A 23,982-nucleotide genomic window follows, 5' to 3' on the forward strand; every position below is an offset into this window, starting at 1 on the left:
CAGATGGAGGATGGCATCCCTCTTGTTGAAGTACATGCACTCTCACGTAGCTATGTGATGGATATGACACCCCAGAGCCGTTCCTATCAGAACAAACGTCTAACGTATACTGATGCTGTGCGCCAGTTGGCTGGAAAGTACCATGGAGGAGATGCCCAGAACATGGCAACCAGTGATCAGGCATCAATCGGAGCACTGCTTGTGCAATATGAGGAGACGGACTGGCAATTCATGAAGCGACTCGCAGCCCGTGTGGGTACCGTCATCTTGCCGGATGTTACGATGGATGCCCCTCGTATATTCTTCGGAGTCCCGGACTTATCGTGGGGGCAAGATATCAAGGCTATTCGGTACACGGCGATGAAGGATCGAGCACAGTATGAGCAACTGAAGGCACATGCGGAAGGTGATGATGCGAAGAAGGTAACTGAGTCTGACTTTGTCCGTTACCGTGTGACAAGTGAACAATTCTGCCAAGTAGGCGATGATGTCTCTTTCAAAGGTCAGATCTGGGTGGTGTCCGAATCCGTCATTAGCTATAACGCAGGCAGACTTAGATATGAATACCTGTTCGTCCAAAGACGAAGCCTACGACGCAAATCCCGACGGAATGAGCAACTTCAGGGTAGATCGCTGGAAGGGCGTGTTGTGAAACGGGCGAATAACATGGTGAAAGTACATCTGGACATCGACGACCAACATGATGAGCAAGGCAACTGGTGGTTTCCGTACTCAGGGGAAGGTAACAACATTTTTCACTGTTTGCCGGATGAAGGTGCACGCATCAAGGTATATTTCCCCAGTGGGACAGAGAAACAGTCTATGGCTATTAATTCTGTTCGCGGTGGTAGCGAGGATATGAAAAGCCGGACTGTATTCCATAAGCCAGCAACCAAAGTGTTCGAGATGCCAGGCGAAGCGCGTATGCAGCTTGGCGACGATGGCGTATTGTTCAAGAAAGGAAGCGTCAGTCTGCATCTGGATGCGGGAAACATCAGTCTGAACGCGACGGAAGATCTGCTCGTGGTGGCGAGTAGTCAGATTGAGGCGGGTTCAGGTAGCGACAAGGGTATGCTGGAATCATTCAAAATTCAAGCAGAGCAGCAGATTGTTTTGCAGACGAATGTGGATCAATATGTCGTCCTTAGTGGCAACCGGGTGGGCATTCAGAGTAAAAAGGTGGATTTCCAGAAGATCGAAGTTGATTTTGCGGAAATGCTGACCGATGAAGAACTGGAAGAGCTGTATCTGGATATGTTGGCAGATGGCGAAATCATGAAGCAGGAAATAGATCTGTCGATGAATTTGAAGACGGCAGTACAGTTAACCGATGCACAGCGCGCTGATATTCGCAGTCAGGTTGCACAGACAGCTCAGAGTGATCCTGGACTAGCGAATCAGGCGAAGGACTGGATGAGCAGTAAAACGCCGGATGAACAGAAAACGGTTTATCAGAAGAAGTATGTGAATCAACCTGCCGCTGAACCCGAAAAGAAAAGCAAAGAGCAAAAACAAGTGGAACTGGCGCAGCAGCAACAGGAATACAAGGAGATGAATCAGAACCGTACGAAGATTTACAATTGGCAGCAACAATCGAAGGAGATTCGGGCAACAGGAGAACGGGCAGGGAAAACGGAAGCGCAAATCCAAGCGATGCTACCCGCACCTCCGGTACTAAGTGGACAGCGCTCTTCTGGGCAAGGATCTTCAAGTGGGAAAAAGAGTCTGGGAGAGCAGTTCATGGAATCCACCGGTCTTGGAGATGCCTTTAAATCTATCCGTCCATGGCTCGATCAGATGGAGCTGGAACATGTCATTCCGCAAAAACCGGATTATTTGAGCAAAAAAACGCAAAAAACGGTATACTTATCCAGGTATACGTTCCAAGTGTTGATAGTAGATCCCCAGATGATGATTGCCCAATTCAATATTATTTTTGGCGTTGTGGCCATCATATCTGCGATCCCATCAGGCGGGCTCTCTCTGTATGTCCTGGCTGCTGCAGATGCAGCTATAGGTGCAACGATGATTGTCGTGAATGTCCAGAAACTGAATGACCTGAAGAACGGAAACGCGTACACCAATCCTAAGTTTCTTGGAATGGATCAGGAGATGCTGGATGATCTCGGTGTCGCTCTGATGTTCGTCAATCTGGCGATCTTGGCCAAACATGGGTTGAATAAAGCCGCGGATAAGCTGATTAATAGCAAGAACATGTCGGCATTAGATAGTAACTGGATGGCGTGGAAACAGCAAGCGAAGACGAACTTGAATAAAACAGCGGGTAACATCACGGATTATGCTTCCGATACGCTGAATCGTGCGAAGAATCGCCTCCCAGGTTCAAAGCTCGCTATGGATGGCTCACCTCATGTATCCTTCAGTAAACCTACCAAGCCTTTGCCTCAAAATAGCCGACAGCAGAACTTCTGGAAAGAGACAGAGGCAGGTAAAGGAGATTTAGCGAGGAAATTGGATGGGGGAACGGGTGAATTTACTCCTTATTCTGACGAAATGAGAAAATATATTCCTGAACCAGAACCAGGCGATGGATACCAGGCATTGTTAGAGAAATATTATATTGAAATAAGAAAAGTTGGTTTAGATGATGTTTCAACTGTAGCTAAAAATACTGGATTAACTGAAGAGCAAATTATTAAAATGAAAAAGCACGTTTTCTTAACGATACATGATAAAATATCTATTGCTGGTAAGCCATATGGTAATTTCTACTTTCAAGCAGATCCTGATATTGCCTATGCTTGGCAACAAGCACAAATAAGAGAATTAACTAATATGGAAAAAGATTGGTTTCAAAACTTAGCACATCATGAATTGAAAGAACAAGAAATTATGAAGTATGGTTATATAGATGAACATGGTATAAGATTTGATCCTTTACCTTTGAGAGATAAATCTACATGGAACGGAAATACCTTTCTTGAAGACCCTGAGAAAAATGCTCATGATGCGGCTAATGTCTTAGGGGCTAGACAATATAGTACGCCATTTCCAACGGGTAAGGATAAAAGATTTGAAGATTATATGAAGTATTCTGAAGCTAAAATAGATTATTAGATGAGGTGTTTATTAATGTACTACGATCAGGCCGTAACTAGAGTTAACCAAGTGAATTGGAATGAATTCGGTACCAATGTGTCAAAAGATAATGGAAAGTTAGTTAACGAATTTTTGAGAAGACTTGCTAGTTTTTATAAAGCTGAATGTCAAATACCGAAAACACCTGTTTATAGCAATATAGCATATTTGCTTGGTGACACTGATTTAAAGATAAATATTTATGGGCTCTGTAACAAAAGCACTAATGAGTTTTTGGAGAAACATGGTTATATTGAATTTATAGTTTCTTTTTATATTCAGTTAGCAAAATACATTGATAATCATCCAGAATATTCTGAATATTTAAAAATTTACGAACCTTTACTCGAAATAATTGAGAGTGGAGGATGTTTTAATATTAATACAATGGGTATTGAGATCAAAGGCTTTGGTTACATCCCATTGCAGGGCTGGTATGAACGTTATGTATATGGGGAACCTGGTAGTGTATGAAGCGGATTAACAAGACAAGCTAGAAAACTCCTTTGAAAAGGATTTCTGGAAAAATTATTCTCCTCAAGTTTTTGCGATGTTTTGGCAAATCGTTTTAGAGCAGTTTTCAGTTAACCAATTAACCATGCTGTAATATAGGCTTGGTTTTCAAAGACGAACTAAGGTAATATTGAAAAGCTCGTTCCCACTTGAAGCATGAGTAGGAAAGAGCTTTCTTTTTTATTCCTAAATCAATTAAAGGAATTGAAACTAGAGAAAGTAGATTGTCTATTTTCAGTTCTTTCAGAATATAGTGTCAGGTTACTTGAGCCTGTCCGAGGGAAGTAATCAGTTTGACGGTCTGCATAGCTTGATCATGGAGTCTGAATCGTAGAGGTAAAGTCTGTTAATAGTCTTTGAAGTAGGAGGTATAAAAAAGTCTTTGGAACGTTGCTTTCTTATAATAAGCAAATTAATGATGATATAGAAAAAGTTTATAATGACTATAAAAATACAATACCTAAGCAACTAATTCCATTTGCATTTGATCCCGCAGGAAACTTAATTTGTTTTGATTATAAAGATCATGAAAAGATCCATTATGGTGTTCTGGGAGCATGAAAATGCTGGAGATAAAGCAATATTAATGCGTGAGGAAGGTTTAACAGCAGCACAGGTTGAAAAACGTGCAAGGGAGCAACTATTTTATGTTGCGGAAACATTTTAGGACTTTTGAATAAATTGCATGATTATGATTTTCATATAATTATAATATTAACGTTTTCTTAATAACTTCAATAATTAATCGGATAACAAGAAGCAAAATTCGGGTTTGCAAAAAAATTGTACAAGATCGTTAGAAATCAAACCACAAAGAGTAAACACTATGCTACATTGCTTCTTTATATACTATTATAGATCTAAGTTATTACTTGATTCTGAAGTAGTGTTTGCTTCTCATAAGGCGGTTGAATGGTTTAACTTTGAATTATCAAAGAAAATAGTTTAATAAATTGAAAGACCATGAACAAGAGTGAAAAATTAATGGCAATAGGAAAGGATGGTCTTAATCCCGATCCCCTTGGGTCTCATGAATTAGCCTCAGAACAACCGAAGTTTGAAACAATTCCAGGTTATCAGCTGGTTTGAATAAATTTTATGCCATAAAAGTAGGTGAAGAATGGGATGAGTTATAATTTCATAACCGCTATAGAAAGAGTACAGCGAATAGATTGGTCTTTAGAGGTAGAGAATAAAAAGTCTAATGATTGTCTAGTATCGGAATTCTTGAGGAGAGCATCGGCATTTTTAGTATCTAGCACTTTCACTAGTTCAAATTTTTTCTTTAGTCCTATTAAGGTTTTGGGGACAAATATTGAACTTGACCTTGAGAGAATAAGTGAACAGATATTTCCTACAGAAGACATTCCCTCTAACCCTATCACAAGGATAATGTATTTGCGTTATATAGAATTGGCTTACTTATTAGACATTGGAATTACAATAGCAATGAAATATCAAGATATTTATGAACCTATAATTAGATTCTTAGAAAGAGGCGGCTCGCTAAGGATAGATAAGGGAGTGTATCTTGAGACCGGAGGGAGTACTTTACTACTTGGTGAATGGGTGGAAAGGTACTCAAAAAATGAACCAATAGACATTAGTGATTTATATTTAGATAATGTCGATGGAATAATGGAAAAGTAGTATTTTTCTCATAATTGGCCGAAACAGAATAAAAATATCAAATGATAAGAACAGTCAATTAAATATTCTACATAAGAAAGCAATATTATCCCATCAATAAAAATTCTAGAGCTTAAACAATGATCCAAAATTTCAATTATAGAGATATGAGTATTTTAAAACGGAAGGAGGGTTATCATCTCCATAATCTAAATTTGAGTACTTGTGTTTTAGAAGAATGTATAGAAAGAAGCACACAAAATTAAAACAGATGGAGAGACAAAGTAAATGAAAAGGCTAGATCAGTCAATTGAACGTATATCTGCTATAGATTGGAATAGTATCGGAAATAGAGAAACAAGATCACATGTTCATCTGTGTAGTGAATATTTAAGAAGAGCATCAATTTTCTCAAATAAATTTCCAGGTTCTTGTATATATCCATTCATTGTTATATCAAATTCAATAACTAAGTCTGAAGAGAACTTTGAAGAATTTCAAGTATTGGATAAAATCAACAACAGCTATCATAGAGTAATAGTAGATAGTTATTTAGAGTTGAACGCATTAATTGATGAAGGAAATCAAATAGCTCTCGAAAATCAAGATTTATTTGAGCCAGTAATTAAGCTATATGAAAGAGGAGGTTCATTCTATAAAAGGGGAGGATTTGTGAATGTCGCTGGTGAATCCTTCGAAATTGTAGATCGAACTAATTTAGAACCGCTTGATATAAGTGATCAAAAATTAGATCAGATGGATATTGAACAAGACATGGAGATAATGTGGGTAATGAGGATAATATCGTTATTGAAAACTGCTTGGAACATGCTGTAAACAGGATTAATTCAATTAACTTTAAGTTTGAAGAAGCAGAAAAGAACTCCCATTTAATCCTGGCAAATGAATTTTTAAAAAGATCAGCATATTTTGAACGTTTTTCATATTTGGATTTGAGTCTCGAAAGTCCATTTGTAAATGTTGCAGAAGCTTTAGGATATTCACCTATTTTAGAAATAGAAAAAATAAGTCCAACAGTTTCATCCATTCAAAATGAAATAATCAAGTCGATTTGTATACAATACTTGGAGTTGTCGGCATAGTTGATCAGGGCGTATTAAGAGCTCGAAAATATTATAATGTATATGAGCCTCTTATAAAATTGTTTGAAAGAGGCGGGGAAATCGATCTTGTGGATAACAATAAAAGAACTAGCAGATTTAGTAGGAGGAATATTTCATGCATATAAATGATAAATCGAAAAGAGAGTTTTTATACAAGCCAAGTTATTTCGCAGGTATGATTGTAGATGATGAACCGTTGACTTTTGATTCTTTTTATGCAATCAGTGATGAGTTTATAAGTTTAAAACAAACATTTTACAGAAGTACATTATGCGAGCTTATATGTGAATTAATTCATATTTTTAAAATGGGTTCTCCTAATTATTCTAGATTAGCTACTTTGTTCGGAGATAGTTATGATTATACGCACGGGGGCTTAATCGCAGTTTATGGATTAAAAGAAGCTAAGGCAAGGAAAGAAGAATTTGAAACACAACACGGATTAGGTAAAGCTGGTATGGATTATGGAAACAAAATAATTGTTAGTGTTGAACCGGTAGACCGTATGTTTGAGGATATCATTAAAATAGAAATGGATATTGACATTGAAACTCTAAAGGTAGATTTTTTATACTTGTACGTGAATGGCAGTTTAGATTTAATAAAAGTAAAAAATGATTTAGAGCAATACTACCATAATATAGTGATATTGAAAGAAGAAAGTCTTACAATATCGAATGAAAGCTGTCAAATCATTATTACCAACAGTAATTTAAATTAAAAAATGATGAATAATGATTCAATAACACGCTCTTTTTTTGATAACTATACGAAATTTAACATTCAGCAGATCAATCGTTAGATGATTGATCTGTTGTTGTGTTTTCTGGGAATGAAGAGTTCCCTGAATGTCCAGAAACTGAATGACCTGAAGAACGGAAACGCATATTCCAATCCTACGTTTCTTGGAATGGATCAGAAGATGCTGGATGATCTCGGTGTCGCTCTGATGTTCGTCAATCTGGCGATCTTGGCCAAACATGGGTTGAATAAAGCCGCGGATAAGCTGATTAATAGCAAGAACATGTCGGCACTAGATAATAACTGGACGGCGTGGAAACAACAAGCGAAGACGAACTTGAATAAAACAGCGGGTAACATCACGGATGTTGCTTCTGATACGCTGAATCGTGCGAAGAATCGCCTTCCCGGTTCAAAGCTCGCCATGGATGGCTCACCTCATGTATCGTTCAGTAAACCTACCAAGCCTTTGCCTCAAAATAGCCGACAGCAGAACTTCTGGAAAGAGACGGAGGCAGGTAAAGGAGATTTAGCGAGGAAACTGGATGGGGAAACGGGGGAAGGTGGAAGTTGGTTCCCAACAAGAATAATTGATCCAATTAAAGATGCTGCAATTATTAAAAGAGTATCGGAACTAAAGGCGACACTATCAAACAGGGTTTTGAATAAATCTGGAGCTAATATGGGTTATGCAGAGGTAAATATTGAGGGGATAAGCAAAACAGAATTTTTCGCTCACAGTCAAGTTACAGATCACGGTAAAAATCCTAACTTGATGGACTTTTCTTTTAAACCTCTTAAACCTAATAAGCCAAAATATGAAGCACAAAAGGCAGTTGATGATGACGGAATACCATATTTAAGAGATGATGATACTGAGTATAAGATCATTAATGATATAGCTTTAAAGCTGAATGGGAACTACAATGCAAAAGGAACAATTAAATTATTTACTGAGAAAGATACTTGTGCCAGTTGTAATAGTATAATTAATAAGTTTAAAAAGGATTTTCCGAATATTGACATTGAAGTGATTCATAATAATGGAAATAAGATTCCTAAAATGGAGACAGAAGGGAATTAAGTTGAATGTGGGAATATCAAGAATGCATTGATGCATTTATGGAAGAATTTTTTGAGCGTAAACAGAGAGATAATATAAGTAATAACGAGGCTTTGGTTAGAACTTTTGGTGAATTTTATAGTCCTAATATGGATGATGAAATGGAGAAGGCAATAATAAATGTGTTATATGTAGAAATAGCCTCACAAAATTCACGGATTTTTATTAAAGCAAAAGAAAATAGGGAGAAAGCATTAAAGTCAATTAATTTTGAAAAAATCATGGGTCAACTTGAAATGAAACAAATTACTAAAAATCAAATTGATGAATTGGTTATTCGTCGAGATAATGCGCTAAAACTACTTAATAATATTCAGGTTGATTTATACCCAGATGCGAGATGGTATTATGAGGAACTCATAAATGGAGTAAATCAATATTTTATAACCATTAAGGATGCAAAATCAGAGTTTTTTGTTCCGTATGTATTAGAACATTTTGAGAGAGCTTGCAACAACACACTTAGTGAGAAAATCACCATTTATATGTTACTAGGAGAAAAATTAGTTGAAGAACAAAAACCTATTCCATATAGCATATTAAAAGAATTAGTACAGTTTAATAGTGAAAGTGTTACAAATCAACTTCTACCTGAAGAGAAAAATGACTTAGAATCACGAATTCAAAAATTACTTGAATTAAATGGTCAAGAATAACTGAAACATTATTAAAGATTTCATATCTACTACTTAACAATACCACAATACGATCTAATCAACGTGTTGTGGTAATTTGGCGTTGTGGCCATCATATCTGCGATCCCATCAGGCGGGCTCTCTCTGTATGTCCTAGCTGCTGCAGATGCAGCTATAGGTGCAACGATGATTGTCGTGAATGTCCAGAAACTGAATGACCTGAGTTACTGTTGAAAAAATACACGAGTAACAGAACTAGAAGTTATTAATATGAAAATTCCACTTATGATTCTATTTCAGGCGTTCTCAACCTGATCCCAGTAATAGCGCTCATTTTGCAGTACCAGCACAGCCAGGTTCTTTTCAGGAATTATTAATGATATAGAATTCAGCTTTAGCAAAATAAGTCGGGTGGTTAAAATTATGTATAGTAAAATTGCAATAAAAAGATTGAATAAAGTAAATTGGACAACTCTTGGTACAGCAGGTACACGAGAAGATTCGAAACTAATGGCAGAGTATTTGAGAAGGATGGCTATTTTTTCTGTATCCCATAACATTATGCCTCAAAATCCTTTCGTCATTGATATTGCCAATGAATTGGGTTTTCATAACAACATGGATACAGAGAAGTTTTATTCTAGAGAAATGCTTGAATATGTGAATAATAACATGTATGCAAATTATCTGATTAAATCATATTTATAATTGTCAGTAATATCAGATGAAATTAAAGAAGTTCAAGAATATTTAGATATTTATGATCCAATATTAAGATTATTCGAGAAGGGTGCGTATTTTATAGTTAGGTCAGGTTTTATTGATGTTACTAATGTAGGATCTTATCCAGTTCGAAATTGGTTAAGCCGTTCACAAAACGAGCCATTTGATATTAACGATATATGATTCTGAATTACGAAAGCATATAGATACAATAACTGCATGAACACAACGTGAAGATAGAAAAAAATGAAGGATTTAATCCAGCCAGAAATGATCAAAACGACGAAAGGAGATAATTCCTTTACCTCAAAGAAATCGGATTTTCATGTTGAATTTTAGGAGGTGTTCATTCTAACTGGACTATACAGGAATCCATTCGTTTCCAGATATTTCGAAGTGGATTCAGTTTGGAGAGTTTGAGTAAGATTTTTCGACTGTGTCTCTCCCGTGTCGCCGTGCATTGAAGAGCTTAAGGAAACAACGGATAACATCATTAGTTATGCTTCAGATGTGCTGAATCGTGCGAAGAATCGCCTTCCAGGTTCGCAGCTCCCCATGGATGGCTCACCTCATGTATCGTTCAGTAAACCTACCAAGCCTTTGCCTCAAAATAGCCGACAGCAGAACTTCTGGAAAGAGACGGAGGCAGGTAAAGGAGATTTAGCGAGGAAACTGGATGGGGGAATGGGTGAAGCTGCACCTATTAAGCCAATTGAACCAAGAGGTGAACCTATAGAATTTGAGCCTATTGTTAGCCAGGAAAAAATTGCTCAAAAGACTTATGATAGATTAAGAGAAACAGGATTAAATATGAATGAGATTAAAATATTCTCCCAAAATACTGGTCTTAATTTGGATGAAGCTATTCAACTAAAGAAACATCTAATTCTGACAAAGCATGTTAATTTACCAGATACGGTTACGGGAAAGTATTATTATACAGCTTATTTTAACCCTGATATGCACATTGGTTATGGTTGGGAAAAGGCACTTAAAGGGGAATTAGCACCAGATGAGAAAATATGGTTTAGACAATTAGCAGACCATGAATTGGCGGAAAGTAAGATGATGCAAGATGGCATACCGTATCGAAAAATTGAATCATGGAACGTTAAAGAGGGATTACTGGAAGGCCGCCCAATCAGGAGGCACATGAACTTGCTCCTCCACCTCCCAAAGATTTTCCGGATTTCAAGCCTGATGAAACATTATTGTAGAATTACAAGTTTATTCATAAGAAGGAGGATGTCTAATTGAGTCTGTTATTTGATGAAGCAAGAACGATAATTAAAAGCATTAGTTGGGAAAAGAAGAACCGAATAGACCTTCGCTCGGGATATTGTTATATGAGTTCTTAAGAAGATCTTCTCAATTTTATGATTTTATAAATCAAGAACCTAGAAAAAGATTGGCAATTTTTAGTGCTGCAGATATGTGTGACATGAAGTTACCAATTGATATTTATGATTACTGCGATGAATTAAATGAAATAAAAGATGAGTCGCTGGTCAAATCAGCTTGTAAAAGTTACTTAGAATGGGCGTATTTATCTGGCGAGAACGAATCGGTTGCACTTACATTCCAAGATTTATATGTGCCTATTATAAAATTATTCAGCAGGGGAGGACGGATAAGGTATCATAATGGTGAGTTAGTGTATGGTTGGGCCGCTCGGGCTAGGATTATACCATTAGAAATGAGTGCAGTTGAGCCAGAAGATATTAGTGATACTACTTTGGATTTACTAGATAATGATTGGTTTAAGACAACTTTACAGTAATTTTTTTATTAGTTCAGAGTAAGTTTCCTACCATTAACGTCAGAATGCGAGCTAACCAACATGTTTGGTTTCAGTTTATACACCGCTAATACTAGAATATCTCACCCTGTGCCGAATGAACCCGATATTTAATTATTTGGGTTGTATGGCATCTAATGCTTTAGTTTCAAAATCTCAATAAAGCTATTCTGTTACACTGTGACAGGACGATTATGGTTGGTCAGATATCACCATAATCGTCCTTTTTTCGTGAACATTTCTCAATATCTTTGAAAACTGTAATTCGCTTATCTATAGATATAATAGAACTAGAGATATTGAACCTAAAGGGAATATACTAAATACTTTACAAATTTGAGGGATTACTACAGTTTTAAGAAAACGAAAAGTTCACAAAATCACCTATAATGGCCTTCATATCAGCGAACCCATTAGGTTGGCTCTAACTATATGTAGTAGCGTTTACAGATGCAGCCGTTGCAGCAAAGAAGTTTGTCGCTCTGATGTTCGTCAATCTTGCTAGCTTGGCCAAACATGGGTTGAATAAAGCCGCGGATAAGCTGATTAATAGTAAAAACATGTCGGCACTAGATAGTAACTGGACGGCGTGGAAACAACAAGCGAAGACAAACCTGAATAAAACAGCGGATAACATCACGGATTATGCTTCTGATACGCTGAATCGTGCGAAGAATCGCCTTCCCGGTTCAAAGCTCGCCATGGATGGCTCACCTCATGTATCGTTCAGTAAACCTACCAAGCCTTTACCTCAAAATAGCCGATAGCAGAACTTCTGGAAAGAGACGGAGGCAGGGAAAGGTGATTGGATTAATTACCTGACCCTTCAAAGGCTAGTGGAAAAATAAAATTATATACGTGTGCAAGCTGTAGTAGAGTTATTGAGAGGTTTCATAAAGATTATCCAAATATTGATATTGAAGTAATTGATAACGGCGATGAATTAGTAATTCCAAAGAAAGAATCCTTAAAGGGGACCAAAATATGAAACGAAATTATGAGGCATTATTCGGTGCATTTTATGAAAGATATTTTGATTTCAAGAGTCAGGGAATAAGCAATGCTGAAGCACTCGTCTGTACATCTGAGGCATACTTCGGTGTACAAAAAAGAGGCGAAATGGAGAAAGCGGTAGTTGTCATTGCAGAAGGAAGGATTTATTTAACACATTCTAAAATTTTTATAAATTCAAAAGAGAGGATAGTTAATCTGCTGAAGGGCTTAGATTTAGAAAAGTTACAACTTGAAACAACCTCTGATGAGTACCAAGACATATTAGAACGAAGAGATATGGTGCTTGATGGGATAGAAAGTATTCCTGTTGATCATAGTCCGTTTGCAAGATGGTATTACAATGAAATGGAAAAGGAAGTAAAGAACTACTTTATAGAAATTTTTGTTAACACGAACGATGCAAGTGAGATAATTGAGAAAATAGAGGAAAGGTTTGAGCGTGAATGTAGGAGTACGTGGAGCGAGAATATTGTTGTTAAAACAACACTCGCCGAACTGCTCATTAGACATAGCATTAAACCAGAGAATGAATTTTTGAGTTTGAAAATCGAATTAGAGCGGTTTGATATGAACGAAATAGGTCAACTATTAACAGAATCCGAGAAGTTTGATCTTTCTATCCGGATTAAGGAAGTGTTAAGTAAAATTTAGAGGAGTTTAAGAACAAAAATTTGGTTCTTAAGAAGAACTTCTCAATTTTATGATTTTTTAAATCAAGAACCCAGAACAAGATTGGCAATTTTTAGCGCTGCAGATATGTATGGCATAAAAATACCAATTGATATTTATGCTTACTGCAGAAATGAGTGCGGTGGAGTCAGAAGATATTAGTGATGCTACTTTGGATTACTAGATAATGATTGGTTTGAGACAACTTTACAGTTAACGTCACAATTCAAGCTAACCAACAGGTATGGTTTCATTTTATCCACCGCAATACTATAAAACGCAAGTTTCGGCTATTAAAATATCTCACCCTCTGCCGAATGAACCTGATATTTAATTATTTTGGTTGTATGCGCATCAATCCTTTAGTATCAAAACCTCAATAAGGTTATTCCGTTGCACTGGTTAGGTCGATCATGGTCAGATACCACCATAATTGATCTGTTTTTCGCGATCTTTTCTCAATATCTTTCGAACCGTATAATCTCCCTATGAACTTAAGATATTGGACATAAAGGTAATATACTAAATACCTGTGTCATTCTATGAAATTGCTACCGTTTTAAGAAACTAAAAGTTTTAGAAAACTAGCCGATAATGAGTTAACAAAAAATAAGCTAATGCAAGAAGGAATACCTCTTCGTAAAATTGAGTCAATTAAGAATAGTAAACCATTAGATGGAGAACCTTCTGGTGTCCATGATTTAACATATCCTCAACGAGGTGACTTTTGAGGGGGATAAGAGAAAGTTTTAGATAGTATGGAGGGAAAAGATGAATAAGGTATTCGAAGAAGCTAAAGGTATTATTCAAAATATTGATTGGAGCCATATTGAGTTTAAAAGACCATCATATATTGTGTTATTATCTGAGCACCTGAGAAGGAGCTCATTATTTTATGATTATCTTCACAAAGATTCGATGAGAACAATAGTATTTAATGCTATGGAATTAATCGATATGCAATTACCTGAAAAAGTATTAGAAAAATGTATGGAATCACTCCAAAATGTAGAAGGTATTTTTGTCAGAGAAGTGTGTAAACATTATTTAGAATGGGCTTATTTAATAGGGGAGGGTGTACCAATTGCTGTTCAGTTCAAGGAGCTATACTTACCCATAATAAAGCTATTTGAAAGAGGGGCAGAATACAATATGATAAGGGACTGTTGATTATTGGGGGATTAACTTGTTCGCGATTTGTATCTTCGGAGTCTAGTTTGTTTGAACCAGAGGATATTAGTGAGAGTTATCTAGATGTGATTGATAAAGATGTTTTGAATAGGTGATTATTGTAAAAAAATCATATAATTATCTTTCAATACAATCAATAAAATTCACAATACGAGCTATCCGCCGTATTGTTGTTTCTTTTTTGTACATCACAATAAGCTGAAAATAAAATTATATTAACAAAAATACACCATCCTGTGCCGAATTAACCTAAAATTCGACCCAGAAGATAAACGTTCTTTTACTCTCGTATCAACGCCCAGTAAAGCTTAAGTGTCATCCTACTATTTTAGTAAAGGAATTGGTAACTATGAATGTGAAATGAGAAGAATTCTTTAGAAGAATTATAGATTTCTTACCATCAACAGATACTGCATATAGAGAATCAATTGCTACATACGGTGAAGTACTTGAAACTATAATTATTGAGGATATCTTCATGCCCGAGATTCTAAAACTGCTAAGCGAAGAAAGTAACATCAGTTTGTTAGAACGTATTTTTGACTATTTTGAAGAAGTATCTACTTGTGGAGATGCTCATTTGATAAATCTTTTATCAATTACGGCATTAGAGGTACTCGGTAATGATAGATCGATTCTAGCAATCGCACAGCAATACATGGGACCTGCAACGACACAACTTCAAATCGAAGCTGATAGAGACATCGGTAGGAGCGTCTAAGGTCGATAGATGCTTCTATGATATCCACGAACTCACGAAGGTAATAATACAAAAAGAGAGCATCCCCTCGTAAACAAGAGATGCCCACCAATATTCAATATCACTATCTGTCTAAAGGTCGCTCAGGACATTTATTCTTTAACTACAGAAGCACCCACAGCATCTTCCATCTGATCGTTGTAGAGACGGAACAAACCTAGACGCCAGAAGGCTGCCCCTTTCAGATCATAACGCTTCGCGAGTCCGAGCTTATCATCAACAGAAGATGGGGTTTCACTATTTAAGCTGATACCTAGCAACAGTTTTTCCTTCGGAACACCTGCTTGCAGTGCTAACTCAATCGCTTGCTGCACAAGGCTGTTAGGTTCAGGTACCTGGGCAGTGGTACCCACAGGATTGAACTGATAAGCCATGATGATCAGATCATCGGCTGTGGCAGCGAGTGTTTTGTAATCATAACCCTTGTATGAACTATTTAATGGAGGTACCGCTAACGATAGGGAGGTGTCTGCTTCTAGGGAAGCTCTTAATTCTTTAACATAATTATTCAGCAACTTCTGCTGCTGTACCGGATCTAATTTGAAGCCCAATCCTTCAAAGTCAAGAACAACTCCGCCGAATCCATTCTCCGCAACCGCCGTGCTAATCCCTTGAATCGACTTCTTGCGCAAACTACTGTCACTTAATACTTTCGTTAACTCACCGTTACCATCTAGAGCATAAACCATGAGATAGGGTTTAATATCCTGATCTGCCGCATCTGCCACAATGGATTGGGGCGTAATGTCACCCGCTGCAGCAGGGAAGTTGTACTCATCTCCCTGAAGGGTGAATTGTCCTTCGCGATCAATCCGACTCCAGCCAAACACAACGGAGTTCATGGTAGACACAAGATCTATTTCATGGAAAGCTCTCACCGCATAGAACGCTCTCAAATGCATCTCGCGCTGCGGCGAAACAAGAGATACGGTTCGTGTGGATTGATCCCATTTTACACCAACTCCGAATTGACTGCTAAATGAGCTTAACGGGATGAGTACACGACCTTCTCTTTGGACGGGTGCAGCAGCGAGTTTAACCTTTTTGCCATTAACCGTTGCCGTGGAACTTCCTACCTGAAGCAATACCTCGGTTGTCTGTCCTTTTACCTTGCCAACAGCTTTGACCGTCTGTGTCTTACTGTTCCACTCGATACCAACACCTAGCGATTCCCCGACTGTCCGGAACGGAACGTAGGTGACGCCTTTTTCTATACGGGGTGCTGCATCAAACTTCAGAGCGATATTATCCAGTTTGACGGTGATTGCTGGTGCAGCCGAAATGGTTGATAGATTCGGAAGAGTGCCAAGTAACGAGAAGGCAAGCACGGTTGCCGCGGTAGTTTTCATTATTTTCTTATAAAGCATGATTGATTATTACCTCCAACTCTCACATTAATCGTAACTACATACATGAACAAAATCTAGAAATCCAGTTTACCGTAGTATAGCAAAAATTGAATAGAGTTCCAATTCCAAGAGAGTCGATATATGGTGTAATTCATATAACTCCAGATGATTACTTATAGAAACGGAATGGAATATGAGGAAAAGGAATAAAGTAGCTTGTATAGGCTCAAGATTACGGCAGCTTGGGAATGGGTAATAGGTATTGATAAAAGGATGTATTTCTTCCAATAGAAGGGGTTCCTCATGAATCATTCCATGAACTTATCCAGTGCAGCTATTCTGGGAATGGGAACGGCATTGCCCGTTCATTCTGTACCACAGACTGATATCGCCGAGCTTATTGCTTCTTCTCTTCATGATCGTCCAGATCTTGCTCGTTTTGCGAAACGGGTATTTAAATCCTGCGGGGTAGATACGCGTTACACCGTTGAACCCAGCTACCTCGGTACACTTGAACATTGTCGTTACCTTCCTTCCACCGATGAATCGGATATTCCCACGACCAAAGAACGAATGAATACATACAAACAAGAAGCTCTTCCGTTAGGCATTGAAGCTGCCCAGAAAGCTTTGCAGGATGCGGATATGTCTCCGGATAAAATTACACATCTAATCACGGTCAGTTGTACAGGACAGTATTCACCTGGATTGGAAGTACAACTGATTCCTCAACTGGGATTATCGCCTCGTGTCAATCGGATGCCACTCATTTTTCATGGATGTGCAGCTGGTTTAAAAGCCATTCAAATGGCTCGGGATATCGTGCAAGGCGCACCTGGATCACAAGTCTTAATCGTATGTGTGGAATTGTGTACCCTACATTTTCAGCCGGTGAAAGAGAGAGAGTCGTTGTTCTCGGCATCTTTATTCGGTGACGGGGCATCAGCCTGTATCGTAGGCGCACCACAGTCCCAGGAGACACACTATCTTGATCTGGGAACGGGATATTCGGTTCTTCTGCCAGACTCCACGGAGGATATGACTTGGGAAGTAGGTAACCACGGTTACGATCTGTATTTGTCCCCTCGCATCCCTAAACTGTTAGGTGTTCATCTAGAGGAAGAGCTTAGACAGTTACTTCAGAGCGAAGAGTTACCTGAGCTCTGGGCTATTCACCCCGGAGGAAGAGGCATCGTGGATGCTGTGCAGAATGTGATGAATCTGGAAGATGAACAAACGAAGTATAGTCGGGAGATTCTTAGAACGGTCGGCAATCTGTCTTCCAACACGATTCTGTTTGTGCTGAACGCAATGCGCGCTGAGATGGCTGCTGGGCAGAGACCTTCTACCAAGGGGGTTGCAATGGCATTTGGACCAGGTCTAACCGCTGAGCTTATGAAGTTCACCTATGTACCTGCGTTCTCTTCAGCCGTTAAGGAGGAGAAGGATCATGCCCTTCTTTAGAACATTGTCCATTAGAGCACGCGAGGATGAACTTATGGACGATTTCTCTATGGGTGGTGACGATTTACGGGAAGCACTCAAACACTTGCGGCGACTGAACAAAATATTTGCTGCTCCTGGTCCCACCTTATCAGGTGTTGAGAAGCTATGGAAAGAGATCGGCTGTCCTGATCAGCTTCATATTATGGATGTTGGAGCCGGTTCAGGAGATGTGAATGAGAAGTTGCTCCGGTGGTCTGACAAAAAAGGCGTTAAACTGCACATTACACTCATCGACATGACAGAAGAGGCGTGTGTAGAGGCAAGACGACTATTTCAAAATGAACCGAGAGTCAGTGTGCAGCGTGCAGATGTCATGGATCTGCCTGATGCTTCTGCTGACATCGTAACAGGCTCTCAATTTGTACATCACTTTGACGGCCAACAACTGATTGATATCGTCTCCCAGATGCTGCGCATCTCCAGATACGGTGTTGTCATTAATGATATTCATCGCCATCCAGTTTCCTATACGGCCGTGTGGATTACAACGCGCTTAATTTCACGTAATCGCTACATTCGCCATGATGGACCGCTATCCGTTGCTAAAGGCTTCACAGGCAAGGACTGGCAGGAACTAAAGGAGAAGCTCAACCATCATACGATGAGTTACAGTTGGAAACCTCTGTTTCGTTATTCTGTTGTTATTCCGAATGATGCGGTCAAGACATTATCCTAGGAAAAAACTCGAATTAGGAAGGGCAGGTGTAATCGTGTCCAAACAAGTTGACGTTATTGTCATTGGAGCGGGGATTGCTGGTAGTACCTGCGCATTGCAGCTTGCGAAGCAAGGGCATGAAGTGATTTTGATGGATAGTCAAGAATTTCCCCGTCACAAAACATGTGGTGAGTTCATGTCTCCTGAGACCAAGGAGATGCTGGAATACCTGGATATCCATCTAGAACAGAAGCTTCAGCCAACAACGATGGATCGTGCGCAGATTATTATGCCTGACGGAGGCGAGATCGAAGCTCCCTTACCAGGCAACGCATATGGAATTAGTCGTTATGAGCTAGATTGCATTTTGCATCAAGCTGCATTGGAAGCGGGAACTACGATACTAACCAAATCAACCGTAACGAAGATTGAACAGCCGCAAGCTGGCCTTTATGAAGTGCAGTTTAAGCAAAATGGAGAGCTAGTTCAGTACCGCGCCAAAGCTGTGATCGGTGCACATGGAACCAAGAAGCCACGTGGGGTTGTTCCATCTGCAGAGAATTTACGAGATGAAACGGTCTATGTAGGAATAAAATCTCATTTTACTGGTATGCAGATCCCACCACGAGTTGAGTTGTACTTTTGCGAAGGTGGATATGTTGGCATCTCTCCAATTGAAAATGGAAAGACCAATGTGGCGGCATTGTTGACACTGGAAACGGTACAAGGAAGCGGAACATCGGTGCCTGATATATTACATGCAGCATCCCTAACCAATCAAAGATTAGCAGATCGGCTGGCTGAAGGAGAGGCCGTTCCGGGTACGCAAGTATCCATAGCACCGCTGAATCTCTCTAACATACCAGAGCCGTGGTCACAATATCCTCATATCGGTGATGCAATGATGATGATTCCACCACTAAGTGGAGATGGCATGTCAATTGCACTTCGTTCTTCATTGTTGTGTGCGCAGTACACAGACCGTTATCTCCGTGGTGAGCTGGATGATAAAGCATGGGCAAGTGAGTATATGTTGGCAGCGAATCAGGAATTCACTCAACTGCTTAAACGGACTAGAGCAATTCAAAAGCTGGCCTTTGCTAAAGTTAACGTATATTATCCTAAACTTGTGCAGATGATGCCTAGCTTGGCATCTTATATTGTGCAAGCCACACGTTTACCTCATATGAATAAGACGAATAGATAATAGTCATTAGCATGAGGGTGGCCTGAGCCAGCCTCTTTTTTTATACAAGACAACTCTTCGAGACATTATGCGAATCTCGCAAATTGTACACGAAAACCATAAATGATAGAATACAACAGAAGATATAGCAAATAAATCTAATTTTTCAGACAAGTGGATCATCGAGGAGGAATTCTGATGAGCAAAATGGAAGAGTTGACGATAACCATCGTAGAATATGAGCCACGATATGCCCGTTCGATCGCGGATATGTGGAATGCTAGTCACGAGAGTTGGGGTGGAGATAACTCCCTGCAAACGGAACAGACTATCCTCCAAGAGCATCATCACAGCACGCATCTTCATGTGTTTCTGGCACTTGTTGGTGAAGAGGTCGTTGGGTATTGCAGCTTCTCTCATTATAAAGAGGATAAAGGTGCGCTGTATATTCCACTATTAAATGTACGACCAGATTATCATGGATACAAAATTGGAAAGAGACTTGTGTTACGTGCTATTGAGCAGACGTTGAAGCTGGGATATCCAAGGCTTGATCTGTATACGTGGCCGGGGAATATCAAAGCAGTTCCTACGTATAAGAAGAGCGGATTTTTTTGGGAGAAAAGAGACGACACCACACATCTAATGAACCTGATCCCATCGGTGTTACAAACAGATGCGGCTAAGCCTTATTTTGAACAACTCGATTGGTACGTGGATAGTGTACGTGAAATTCTGGTGGAGCCAGATGGAAGACAAGAGCGTGGTTTTGATTATTTTACATATGAATGGCGTAAGGCAGATGTGAGTCTGAAAATGGAGTATGAACGCACTGGACGGGGCTTAAGACTTATTGAAACAAATGACTATCTAATTCAAGCAACGATTTTGCATGAACATAAACTTCCGTTTGGTTCAACATATAATATTAGGTATGAGGCTGTAAATAAAAGCGGAAAGCCCCTTACGATTGAAGTGAAGGGCGTAAGCAATACCGATATTCAGTTTGATTTACAGGGAGCACGATCTGTAGAGCGACAAGAACACATTGAGGGTAGTTTTCTGGTTCATCCGATCCAACGAGAACAGGATGTATTTCAGACACACCCTGTGGTTGAAGCGGAAGTGCGCATCAATGGACAAGCAGCTACCTTCAAGCTAGGGATTGAACCGAAATTTCCTGTAAAGGTTAAAGCTTATGCCCCTGGACGATCCTTATATATCGGTGATGGGTTCGAGCTAGATTTCACGGTGGAAAATGAGTATGACGAGGATACGGTATTTGCATTTCGTTTACCGAGTGATGATGTCCTGTCTTTTAGCCAACCCGATGTTCAAATTCAGGTTCCGGCGAAGAGTCGTCTTACAGTTTCCCTCACTGCTCAATTGTTGAGCTATGGAATCTGGCATCATCATTTTGACGTATATCATGTATCTGGAGAGGAACGTTCTATAGTCCTTTCACAAGAGACGAGTCTTGTCTTCCCTGGAATTCAATCCGCTTTTGGAGGGGAAACAGAACATGACTGGGTGATTTCCAATGGGAGATACTCGGTTCAACTTAACAAAATAAACAATAATGTATCGATCTATGAGGGGAAAGAAAGTACATTTTATTTGAATTTTCCTCAATTGGGTCTACCATATGTCTCTGAATTTAAGAAGACGCGTGCAACGCGAGTAACCTACCGTCAAGAGCATGGGATGGTGCTCGAAGCTGAGTATGATCTTGCATCTAGTACGGTGAAACTAGTTCAGATCATCCAATTATATAGCAATGGAACGATAAGCCGTCATCACATCGTAGAGAACAAGTCCAAGACCGCTCGTAATGAACCTATATTTCTGAAAGAAGGATTTCATCTTGGATCAGGGATTAGTGTTATTCCCTATGAGGATCAATACGTCGATGTTAGACAAGGACCAGACGCCTCAAACGCGGATTACTGGCAACTGGACAACGTGACCGAAAATTGGATTTTCACCGATGTTGGAGATTCTACGCGGGGCATCACTTGGCCGCAAGATAAGCAGCTTATTGTGGATGGCAGATCCTTTGCTATTGAGCACGAGCTTCATTTCCCCCAAGGAGGCCGGATTGAGACTAAACCCATTCGTATCGCTCTAGGGACATGGAATAATTGGCGCGATTTCCGTTCCTTTGCCCAAAGTAATGAAGCTGTGGAAGAGCTAGAGTCCATTCCTCAACTTCAGACGAAGGTGAATCAAGGGAATCCCTTTTTACATGGGACGTTAGAGGTCGAGATCTCAGAGCAAAAGAACGCATTTTTGGAAGGTGAGATTACACTCTCTACTGAAAAAGCTAGTACATCAACGCAGAAACAGCATGTGTCTATAGACCAAGCGTTGAATCGCATTGTAACACCAATGACCTGGCAGTATGGGCAAGAAGCAGATTTAATGTCACTGCAGATGAGTATGGAGACGTATGAGATAACTCGAGCTCGGTTGGTATTTCCCGGTTCGAATCAACCGATTAATCATCAGTTGGATCAGACAGAGTATGGTGACGTTCTTACGGTAAGCAACGGTGTTCTCCAATTTCAAGCGAGCAATACCTTTGCACCAGCCTTATTTTCTCTGAAGCATCATGGTGTAGAATGGCTAGAGTCCTCTTATCCTAAACCTGGGCCAAAATCATGGTGGAATCCTTGGCTTGGTGGCATCTCTAGCGAAATACATGGGTTATCAACGACAAGTGTCCTTGGAGAAGAACGTGAAGCAAATTTTATAGCGCTTGAGGATAACCTAGGCAATGCTTGGTCAGGAATTAGAATGAGTGTCAGGATTCAAAAAAATGCGAAATTAAGAGGCCTCGTACTTCATCATTACTATTTAACTCTGCCAGGTGTACCTGTGCTTGCTACGACCACTCGAATAGAGCAGAATATGGGTGTGCCGCTGAAACCTTTCAGTTACGCTAATCAATCCTTCTACCGGGCAAGCAATGAACTTACGGATACGAGAATAGATGTGAAAAATGATGCTGGCGAGCCCATTACCTACAAGGCTGGAAGGGTGCAATATGGAATCGATGTATCGAGCGGAATGATTCAATATGGCTCACAAGAACGCAAAGAACGTCTCACCTTTGTGGCACATCCGGAAATGGACGGAGTGAACTTACGAGTTAATAATCATATTGTTTCGTCAGTAGTAGAGGAAGAACTTGAGCTGCGAGATGGTGAGCAGCATTTCAGTAGACCACAGTTCTATATCATCTCAGATCTGATAGCTCCTGAGGAAGCGTATCAGGACTTACGCAATATTCGTTTTGATCCTATGAAAGTAGAAAGGATAATTCCATGAAGATTATAGATGCACATGTTCATTATTCTAATATTGCAGCTTTCAAAGAGACTGCGGAAACTTTAGCATCAATTGATTATAGTGAAAAAGGTTTGCTTGAAGAATTCAGTAAAGCTGGTGTTATTGCTGGGGTTGGGATGGGCGTTACTGAGACTGTCCCAGACGCGTTTCCTGATCCCAATGCGCTTAATCCAATGCTGCTTGACCTGAGTGAAGGGCTTCCTAATCATCTCTATACCTGTATTGGTATTAATCCATTAACCTTACATTTGGAGGGGCAGCTTGATGCAATAGAACAATCGCTGCGCTCAGAGTATGTGGTGGGTATCAAGTTATATGCAGGCTATTATCACTTTAATGTTGGCGACGAAATATATGATCCTATATACAAGCTGGCTTCAACGTACCAGATGCCCATTGTCATTCACGGGGACTGACGTATTCAGATCGTGGACTCTTGAAGTATTCACACCCGCTCTCGATGGAAGAGACGTTTCTGAAGCACCGTGATCTGACTTTTATGTTGTGTCATTTGGGTGATCCTTGGGTGATGGACACAGCTGCATTGCTGGAGAAAAACCCTAATCTCTACACTGATCTATCCGGATGGATCGTCGGAGATGCGGCGAAGGTTGAGCGGCTGTTGCAGGAGCAGACCTATACAGATCATTTCCGCCGTGCCATTGTATTTGCTGAGAAATATGATCGGCTGGTGTTTGGAACCGATTGGCCGCTGGTTCAATTGGAGCCGTATATACAATTTGTAAAGCATCTGATTCCTGAGGCTCATTGGGAGGATGTATTTTATAACAATGCACTGCGTGTGTTTCCAAAGCTAGCGCAGATGATGGAATAACTGCAGCAATTAGGATATTCGAGGTAAAGGGATCCAAAATGACTAAGAACAAGAAGAAGGAATACGAAGTAGAGAGTGAGC

The 23,982-nt window shown here is 39.5% G+C and carries 22 protein-coding genes and 2 pseudogenes; 23 read left to right on the forward strand and 1 reads right to left on the reverse strand.

The annotated features are described in order from the left end of the window. Positions 1–3 precede the first annotated feature (3 nt). The 17 genes and pseudogenes from DMB88_RS15220 to DMB88_RS15300 all read left to right on the forward strand — a co-directional run bounded on the left by DMB88_RS15220 (position 4) and on the right by DMB88_RS15300 (position 14,980). Entirely contained in the window at positions 4–3,078 is a 3,075-nt protein-coding gene (locus DMB88_RS15220; protein WP_128102033.1) for a hypothetical protein, read from the forward strand. 15 nt (positions 3,079–3,093) lie between these two features. After that, a complete protein-coding gene (locus tag DMB88_RS15225) occupies positions 3,094–3,573 on the forward strand; it encodes a hypothetical protein (protein ID WP_128102034.1) in 480 nt (159 codons plus the stop codon). A 366-nt stretch (positions 3,574–3,939) separates the two neighbouring features. Then, positions 3,940–4,279 (forward strand): annotated as a pseudogene (locus DMB88_RS15230) (SMI1/KNR4 family protein). A gap of 458 nt (positions 4,280–4,737) precedes the next feature. After that, the gene (locus DMB88_RS15235; RefSeq protein WP_128102035.1) at positions 4,738–5,262 is read left to right on the forward strand and encodes a hypothetical protein; all 525 of its coding nucleotides are present in this window, start codon (positions 4,738–4,740) and stop codon (positions 5,260–5,262) included. Between the two features lie 267 nt (positions 5,263–5,529). Then, the gene (locus tag DMB88_RS15240; RefSeq protein WP_254438186.1) at positions 5,530–6,078 is read left to right on the forward strand and encodes a hypothetical protein; all 549 of its coding nucleotides are present in this window, start codon (positions 5,530–5,532) and stop codon (positions 6,076–6,078) included. Beyond that, positions 6,027–6,344, forward strand: a complete 318-nt coding sequence (locus tag DMB88_RS30570; RefSeq protein WP_128102036.1) for a hypothetical protein — start codon at positions 6,027–6,029, stop codon at positions 6,342–6,344. The genes DMB88_RS15240 and DMB88_RS30570 overlap by 52 nt, the downstream gene beginning before the upstream one ends. Positions 6,345–6,480: 136 nt before the next feature. Further along, on the forward strand, positions 6,481–7,086 hold the full coding sequence (locus DMB88_RS15250; protein ID WP_128102037.1) for a hypothetical protein: 606 nt from the start codon (positions 6,481–6,483) through the stop codon (positions 7,084–7,086). Positions 7,087–7,167: 81 nt separating this feature from the next. Then, positions 7,168–8,190, forward strand: a complete 1,023-nt coding sequence (locus DMB88_RS31225; protein WP_254438187.1) for a deaminase domain-containing protein — start codon at positions 7,168–7,170, stop codon at positions 8,188–8,190. A 5-nt stretch (positions 8,191–8,195) separates the two neighbouring features. Beyond that, the gene (locus DMB88_RS15260) at positions 8,196–8,885 is read left to right on the forward strand and encodes an Imm3 family immunity protein (protein WP_128102038.1); all 690 of its coding nucleotides are present in this window, start codon (positions 8,196–8,198) and stop codon (positions 8,883–8,885) included. A gap of 402 nt (positions 8,886–9,287) precedes the next feature. Further along, positions 9,288–9,572 carry a hypothetical protein gene (locus DMB88_RS15265; RefSeq protein WP_128102039.1) on the forward strand — a complete coding sequence of 95 codons (285 nt, stop codon included), beginning with the start codon at positions 9,288–9,290 and terminating at the stop codon, positions 9,570–9,572. Positions 9,573–10,142: 570 nt separating this feature from the next. Further along, positions 10,143–10,844 (forward strand): hypothetical protein, encoded by a 702-nt coding sequence (locus DMB88_RS15270; protein ID WP_128102040.1) that lies wholly within the window; start codon positions 10,143–10,145, stop codon positions 10,842–10,844. A 43-nt stretch (positions 10,845–10,887) separates the two neighbouring features. Beyond that, positions 10,888–11,367, forward strand: coding sequence for a hypothetical protein (locus tag DMB88_RS15275; RefSeq protein WP_128102041.1), 480 nt, complete (start codon positions 10,888–10,890; stop codon positions 11,365–11,367). Between the two features lie 503 nt (positions 11,368–11,870). Next, positions 11,871–12,152, forward strand: a complete 282-nt coding sequence (locus tag DMB88_RS15280) for a hypothetical protein (protein ID WP_128102042.1) — start codon at positions 11,871–11,873, stop codon at positions 12,150–12,152. Positions 12,153–12,217: 65 nt separating this feature from the next. Then, a pseudogene (locus DMB88_RS32030) lies at positions 12,218–12,373 on the forward strand (deaminase domain-containing protein); the annotation flags it as partial. Then, complete coding sequence (locus DMB88_RS15290) at positions 12,370–13,050, forward strand: Imm3 family immunity protein (protein ID WP_128102043.1); 681 nt, start codon at positions 12,370–12,372, stop codon at positions 13,048–13,050. The pseudogene DMB88_RS32030 and the gene DMB88_RS15290, both read left to right, overlap by 4 nt. Positions 13,051–13,839: 789 nt before the next feature. Further along, a complete protein-coding gene (locus tag DMB88_RS15295; protein WP_128102044.1) occupies positions 13,840–14,238 on the forward strand; it encodes a hypothetical protein in 399 nt (132 codons plus the stop codon). Positions 14,239–14,737: 499 nt separating this feature from the next. Further along, positions 14,738–14,980, forward strand: a complete 243-nt coding sequence (locus DMB88_RS15300) for a DUF7674 family protein (protein WP_254438188.1) — start codon at positions 14,738–14,740, stop codon at positions 14,978–14,980. Positions 14,981–15,111: 131 nt separating this feature from the next. Here DMB88_RS15300 and DMB88_RS15305 read toward each other — a convergent pair whose 3' ends face one another. Beyond that, a complete protein-coding gene (locus DMB88_RS15305; RefSeq protein ID WP_128102045.1) occupies positions 15,112–16,386 on the reverse strand; it encodes a stalk domain-containing protein in 1,275 nt (424 codons plus the stop codon). Between the two features lie 285 nt (positions 16,387–16,671). Between DMB88_RS15305 and DMB88_RS15310 the strand changes: the two genes are divergently transcribed. From DMB88_RS15310 to DMB88_RS32040, 6 genes are all read left to right on the forward strand, one after another. Next, positions 16,672–17,832, forward strand: a complete 1,161-nt coding sequence (locus tag DMB88_RS15310) for a type III polyketide synthase (protein WP_128102046.1) — start codon at positions 16,672–16,674, stop codon at positions 17,830–17,832. Next, complete coding sequence (locus DMB88_RS15315; RefSeq protein ID WP_128102047.1) at positions 17,819–18,550, forward strand: methyltransferase domain-containing protein; 732 nt, start codon at positions 17,819–17,821, stop codon at positions 18,548–18,550. Before DMB88_RS15310 ends, DMB88_RS15315 begins: the two co-directional genes overlap by 14 nt. Positions 18,551–18,584: 34 nt before the next feature. After that, a complete protein-coding gene (locus tag DMB88_RS15320) occupies positions 18,585–19,736 on the forward strand; it encodes an NAD(P)/FAD-dependent oxidoreductase (RefSeq protein ID WP_128102048.1) in 1,152 nt (383 codons plus the stop codon). A gap of 177 nt (positions 19,737–19,913) precedes the next feature. Then, positions 19,914–23,045, forward strand: coding sequence for a GNAT family N-acetyltransferase (locus DMB88_RS15325; protein WP_128102049.1), 3,132 nt, complete (start codon positions 19,914–19,916; stop codon positions 23,043–23,045). Then, on the forward strand, positions 23,042–23,482 hold the full coding sequence (locus DMB88_RS32035) for an amidohydrolase family protein (RefSeq protein ID WP_368028191.1): 441 nt from the start codon (positions 23,042–23,044) through the stop codon (positions 23,480–23,482). The genes DMB88_RS15325 and DMB88_RS32035 overlap by 4 nt, the downstream gene beginning before the upstream one ends. A gap of 20 nt (positions 23,483–23,502) precedes the next feature. After that, the gene (locus DMB88_RS32040; protein ID WP_368028192.1) at positions 23,503–23,901 is read left to right on the forward strand and encodes an amidohydrolase family protein; all 399 of its coding nucleotides are present in this window, start codon (positions 23,503–23,505) and stop codon (positions 23,899–23,901) included. The last annotated feature ends 81 nt before the right edge of the window (positions 23,902–23,982 follow it).

Origin of the sequence: Paenibacillus sp. DCT19 (assembly GCF_003268635.1) — a bacterium.
Taxonomy (GTDB): Bacteria; Bacillota; Bacilli; order Paenibacillales; family Paenibacillaceae; genus Paenibacillus.

Coding starts and splice junctions, on each gene's coding strand:
- DMB88_RS15220 (WP_128102033.1), top strand. CDS start 4: ATGGAGGATGGCATCCCTCTTGTTGAAGTACATGCACTCTCACGTAGC.
- DMB88_RS15225 (WP_128102034.1), top strand. CDS start 3,094: ATGTACTACGATCAGGCCGTAACTAGAGTTAACCAAGTGAATTGGAAT.
- DMB88_RS15235 (WP_128102035.1), top strand. CDS start 4,738: ATGAGTTATAATTTCATAACCGCTATAGAAAGAGTACAGCGAATAGAT.
- DMB88_RS15240 (WP_254438186.1), top strand. CDS start 5,530: ATGAAAAGGCTAGATCAGTCAATTGAACGTATATCTGCTATAGATTGG.
- DMB88_RS15250 (WP_128102037.1), top strand. CDS start 6,481: ATGCATATAAATGATAAATCGAAAAGAGAGTTTTTATACAAGCCAAGT.
- DMB88_RS31225 (WP_254438187.1), top strand. CDS start 7,168: ATGATTGATCTGTTGTTGTGTTTTCTGGGAATGAAGAGTTCCCTGAAT.
- DMB88_RS15260 (WP_128102038.1), top strand. CDS start 8,196: ATGTGGGAATATCAAGAATGCATTGATGCATTTATGGAAGAATTTTTT.
- DMB88_RS15265 (WP_128102039.1), top strand. CDS start 9,288: ATGTATAGTAAAATTGCAATAAAAAGATTGAATAAAGTAAATTGGACA.
- DMB88_RS15270 (WP_128102040.1), top strand. CDS start 10,143: ATGGATGGCTCACCTCATGTATCGTTCAGTAAACCTACCAAGCCTTTG.
- DMB88_RS15280 (WP_128102042.1), top strand. CDS start 11,871: ATGTTCGTCAATCTTGCTAGCTTGGCCAAACATGGGTTGAATAAAGCC.
- DMB88_RS15290 (WP_128102043.1), top strand. CDS start 12,370: ATGAAACGAAATTATGAGGCATTATTCGGTGCATTTTATGAAAGATAT.
- DMB88_RS15295 (WP_128102044.1), top strand. CDS start 13,840: ATGAATAAGGTATTCGAAGAAGCTAAAGGTATTATTCAAAATATTGAT.
- DMB88_RS15300 (WP_254438188.1), top strand. CDS start 14,738: ATGCCCGAGATTCTAAAACTGCTAAGCGAAGAAAGTAACATCAGTTTG.
- DMB88_RS15305 (WP_128102045.1), bottom strand. CDS start 16,386: ATGCTTTATAAGAAAATAATGAAAACTACCGCGGCAACCGTGCTTGCC.
- DMB88_RS15310 (WP_128102046.1), top strand. CDS start 16,672: ATGAATCATTCCATGAACTTATCCAGTGCAGCTATTCTGGGAATGGGA.
- DMB88_RS15315 (WP_128102047.1), top strand. CDS start 17,819: ATGCCCTTCTTTAGAACATTGTCCATTAGAGCACGCGAGGATGAACTT.
- DMB88_RS15325 (WP_128102049.1), top strand. CDS start 19,914: ATGAGCAAAATGGAAGAGTTGACGATAACCATCGTAGAATATGAGCCA.
- DMB88_RS32035 (WP_368028191.1), top strand. CDS start 23,042: ATGAAGATTATAGATGCACATGTTCATTATTCTAATATTGCAGCTTTC.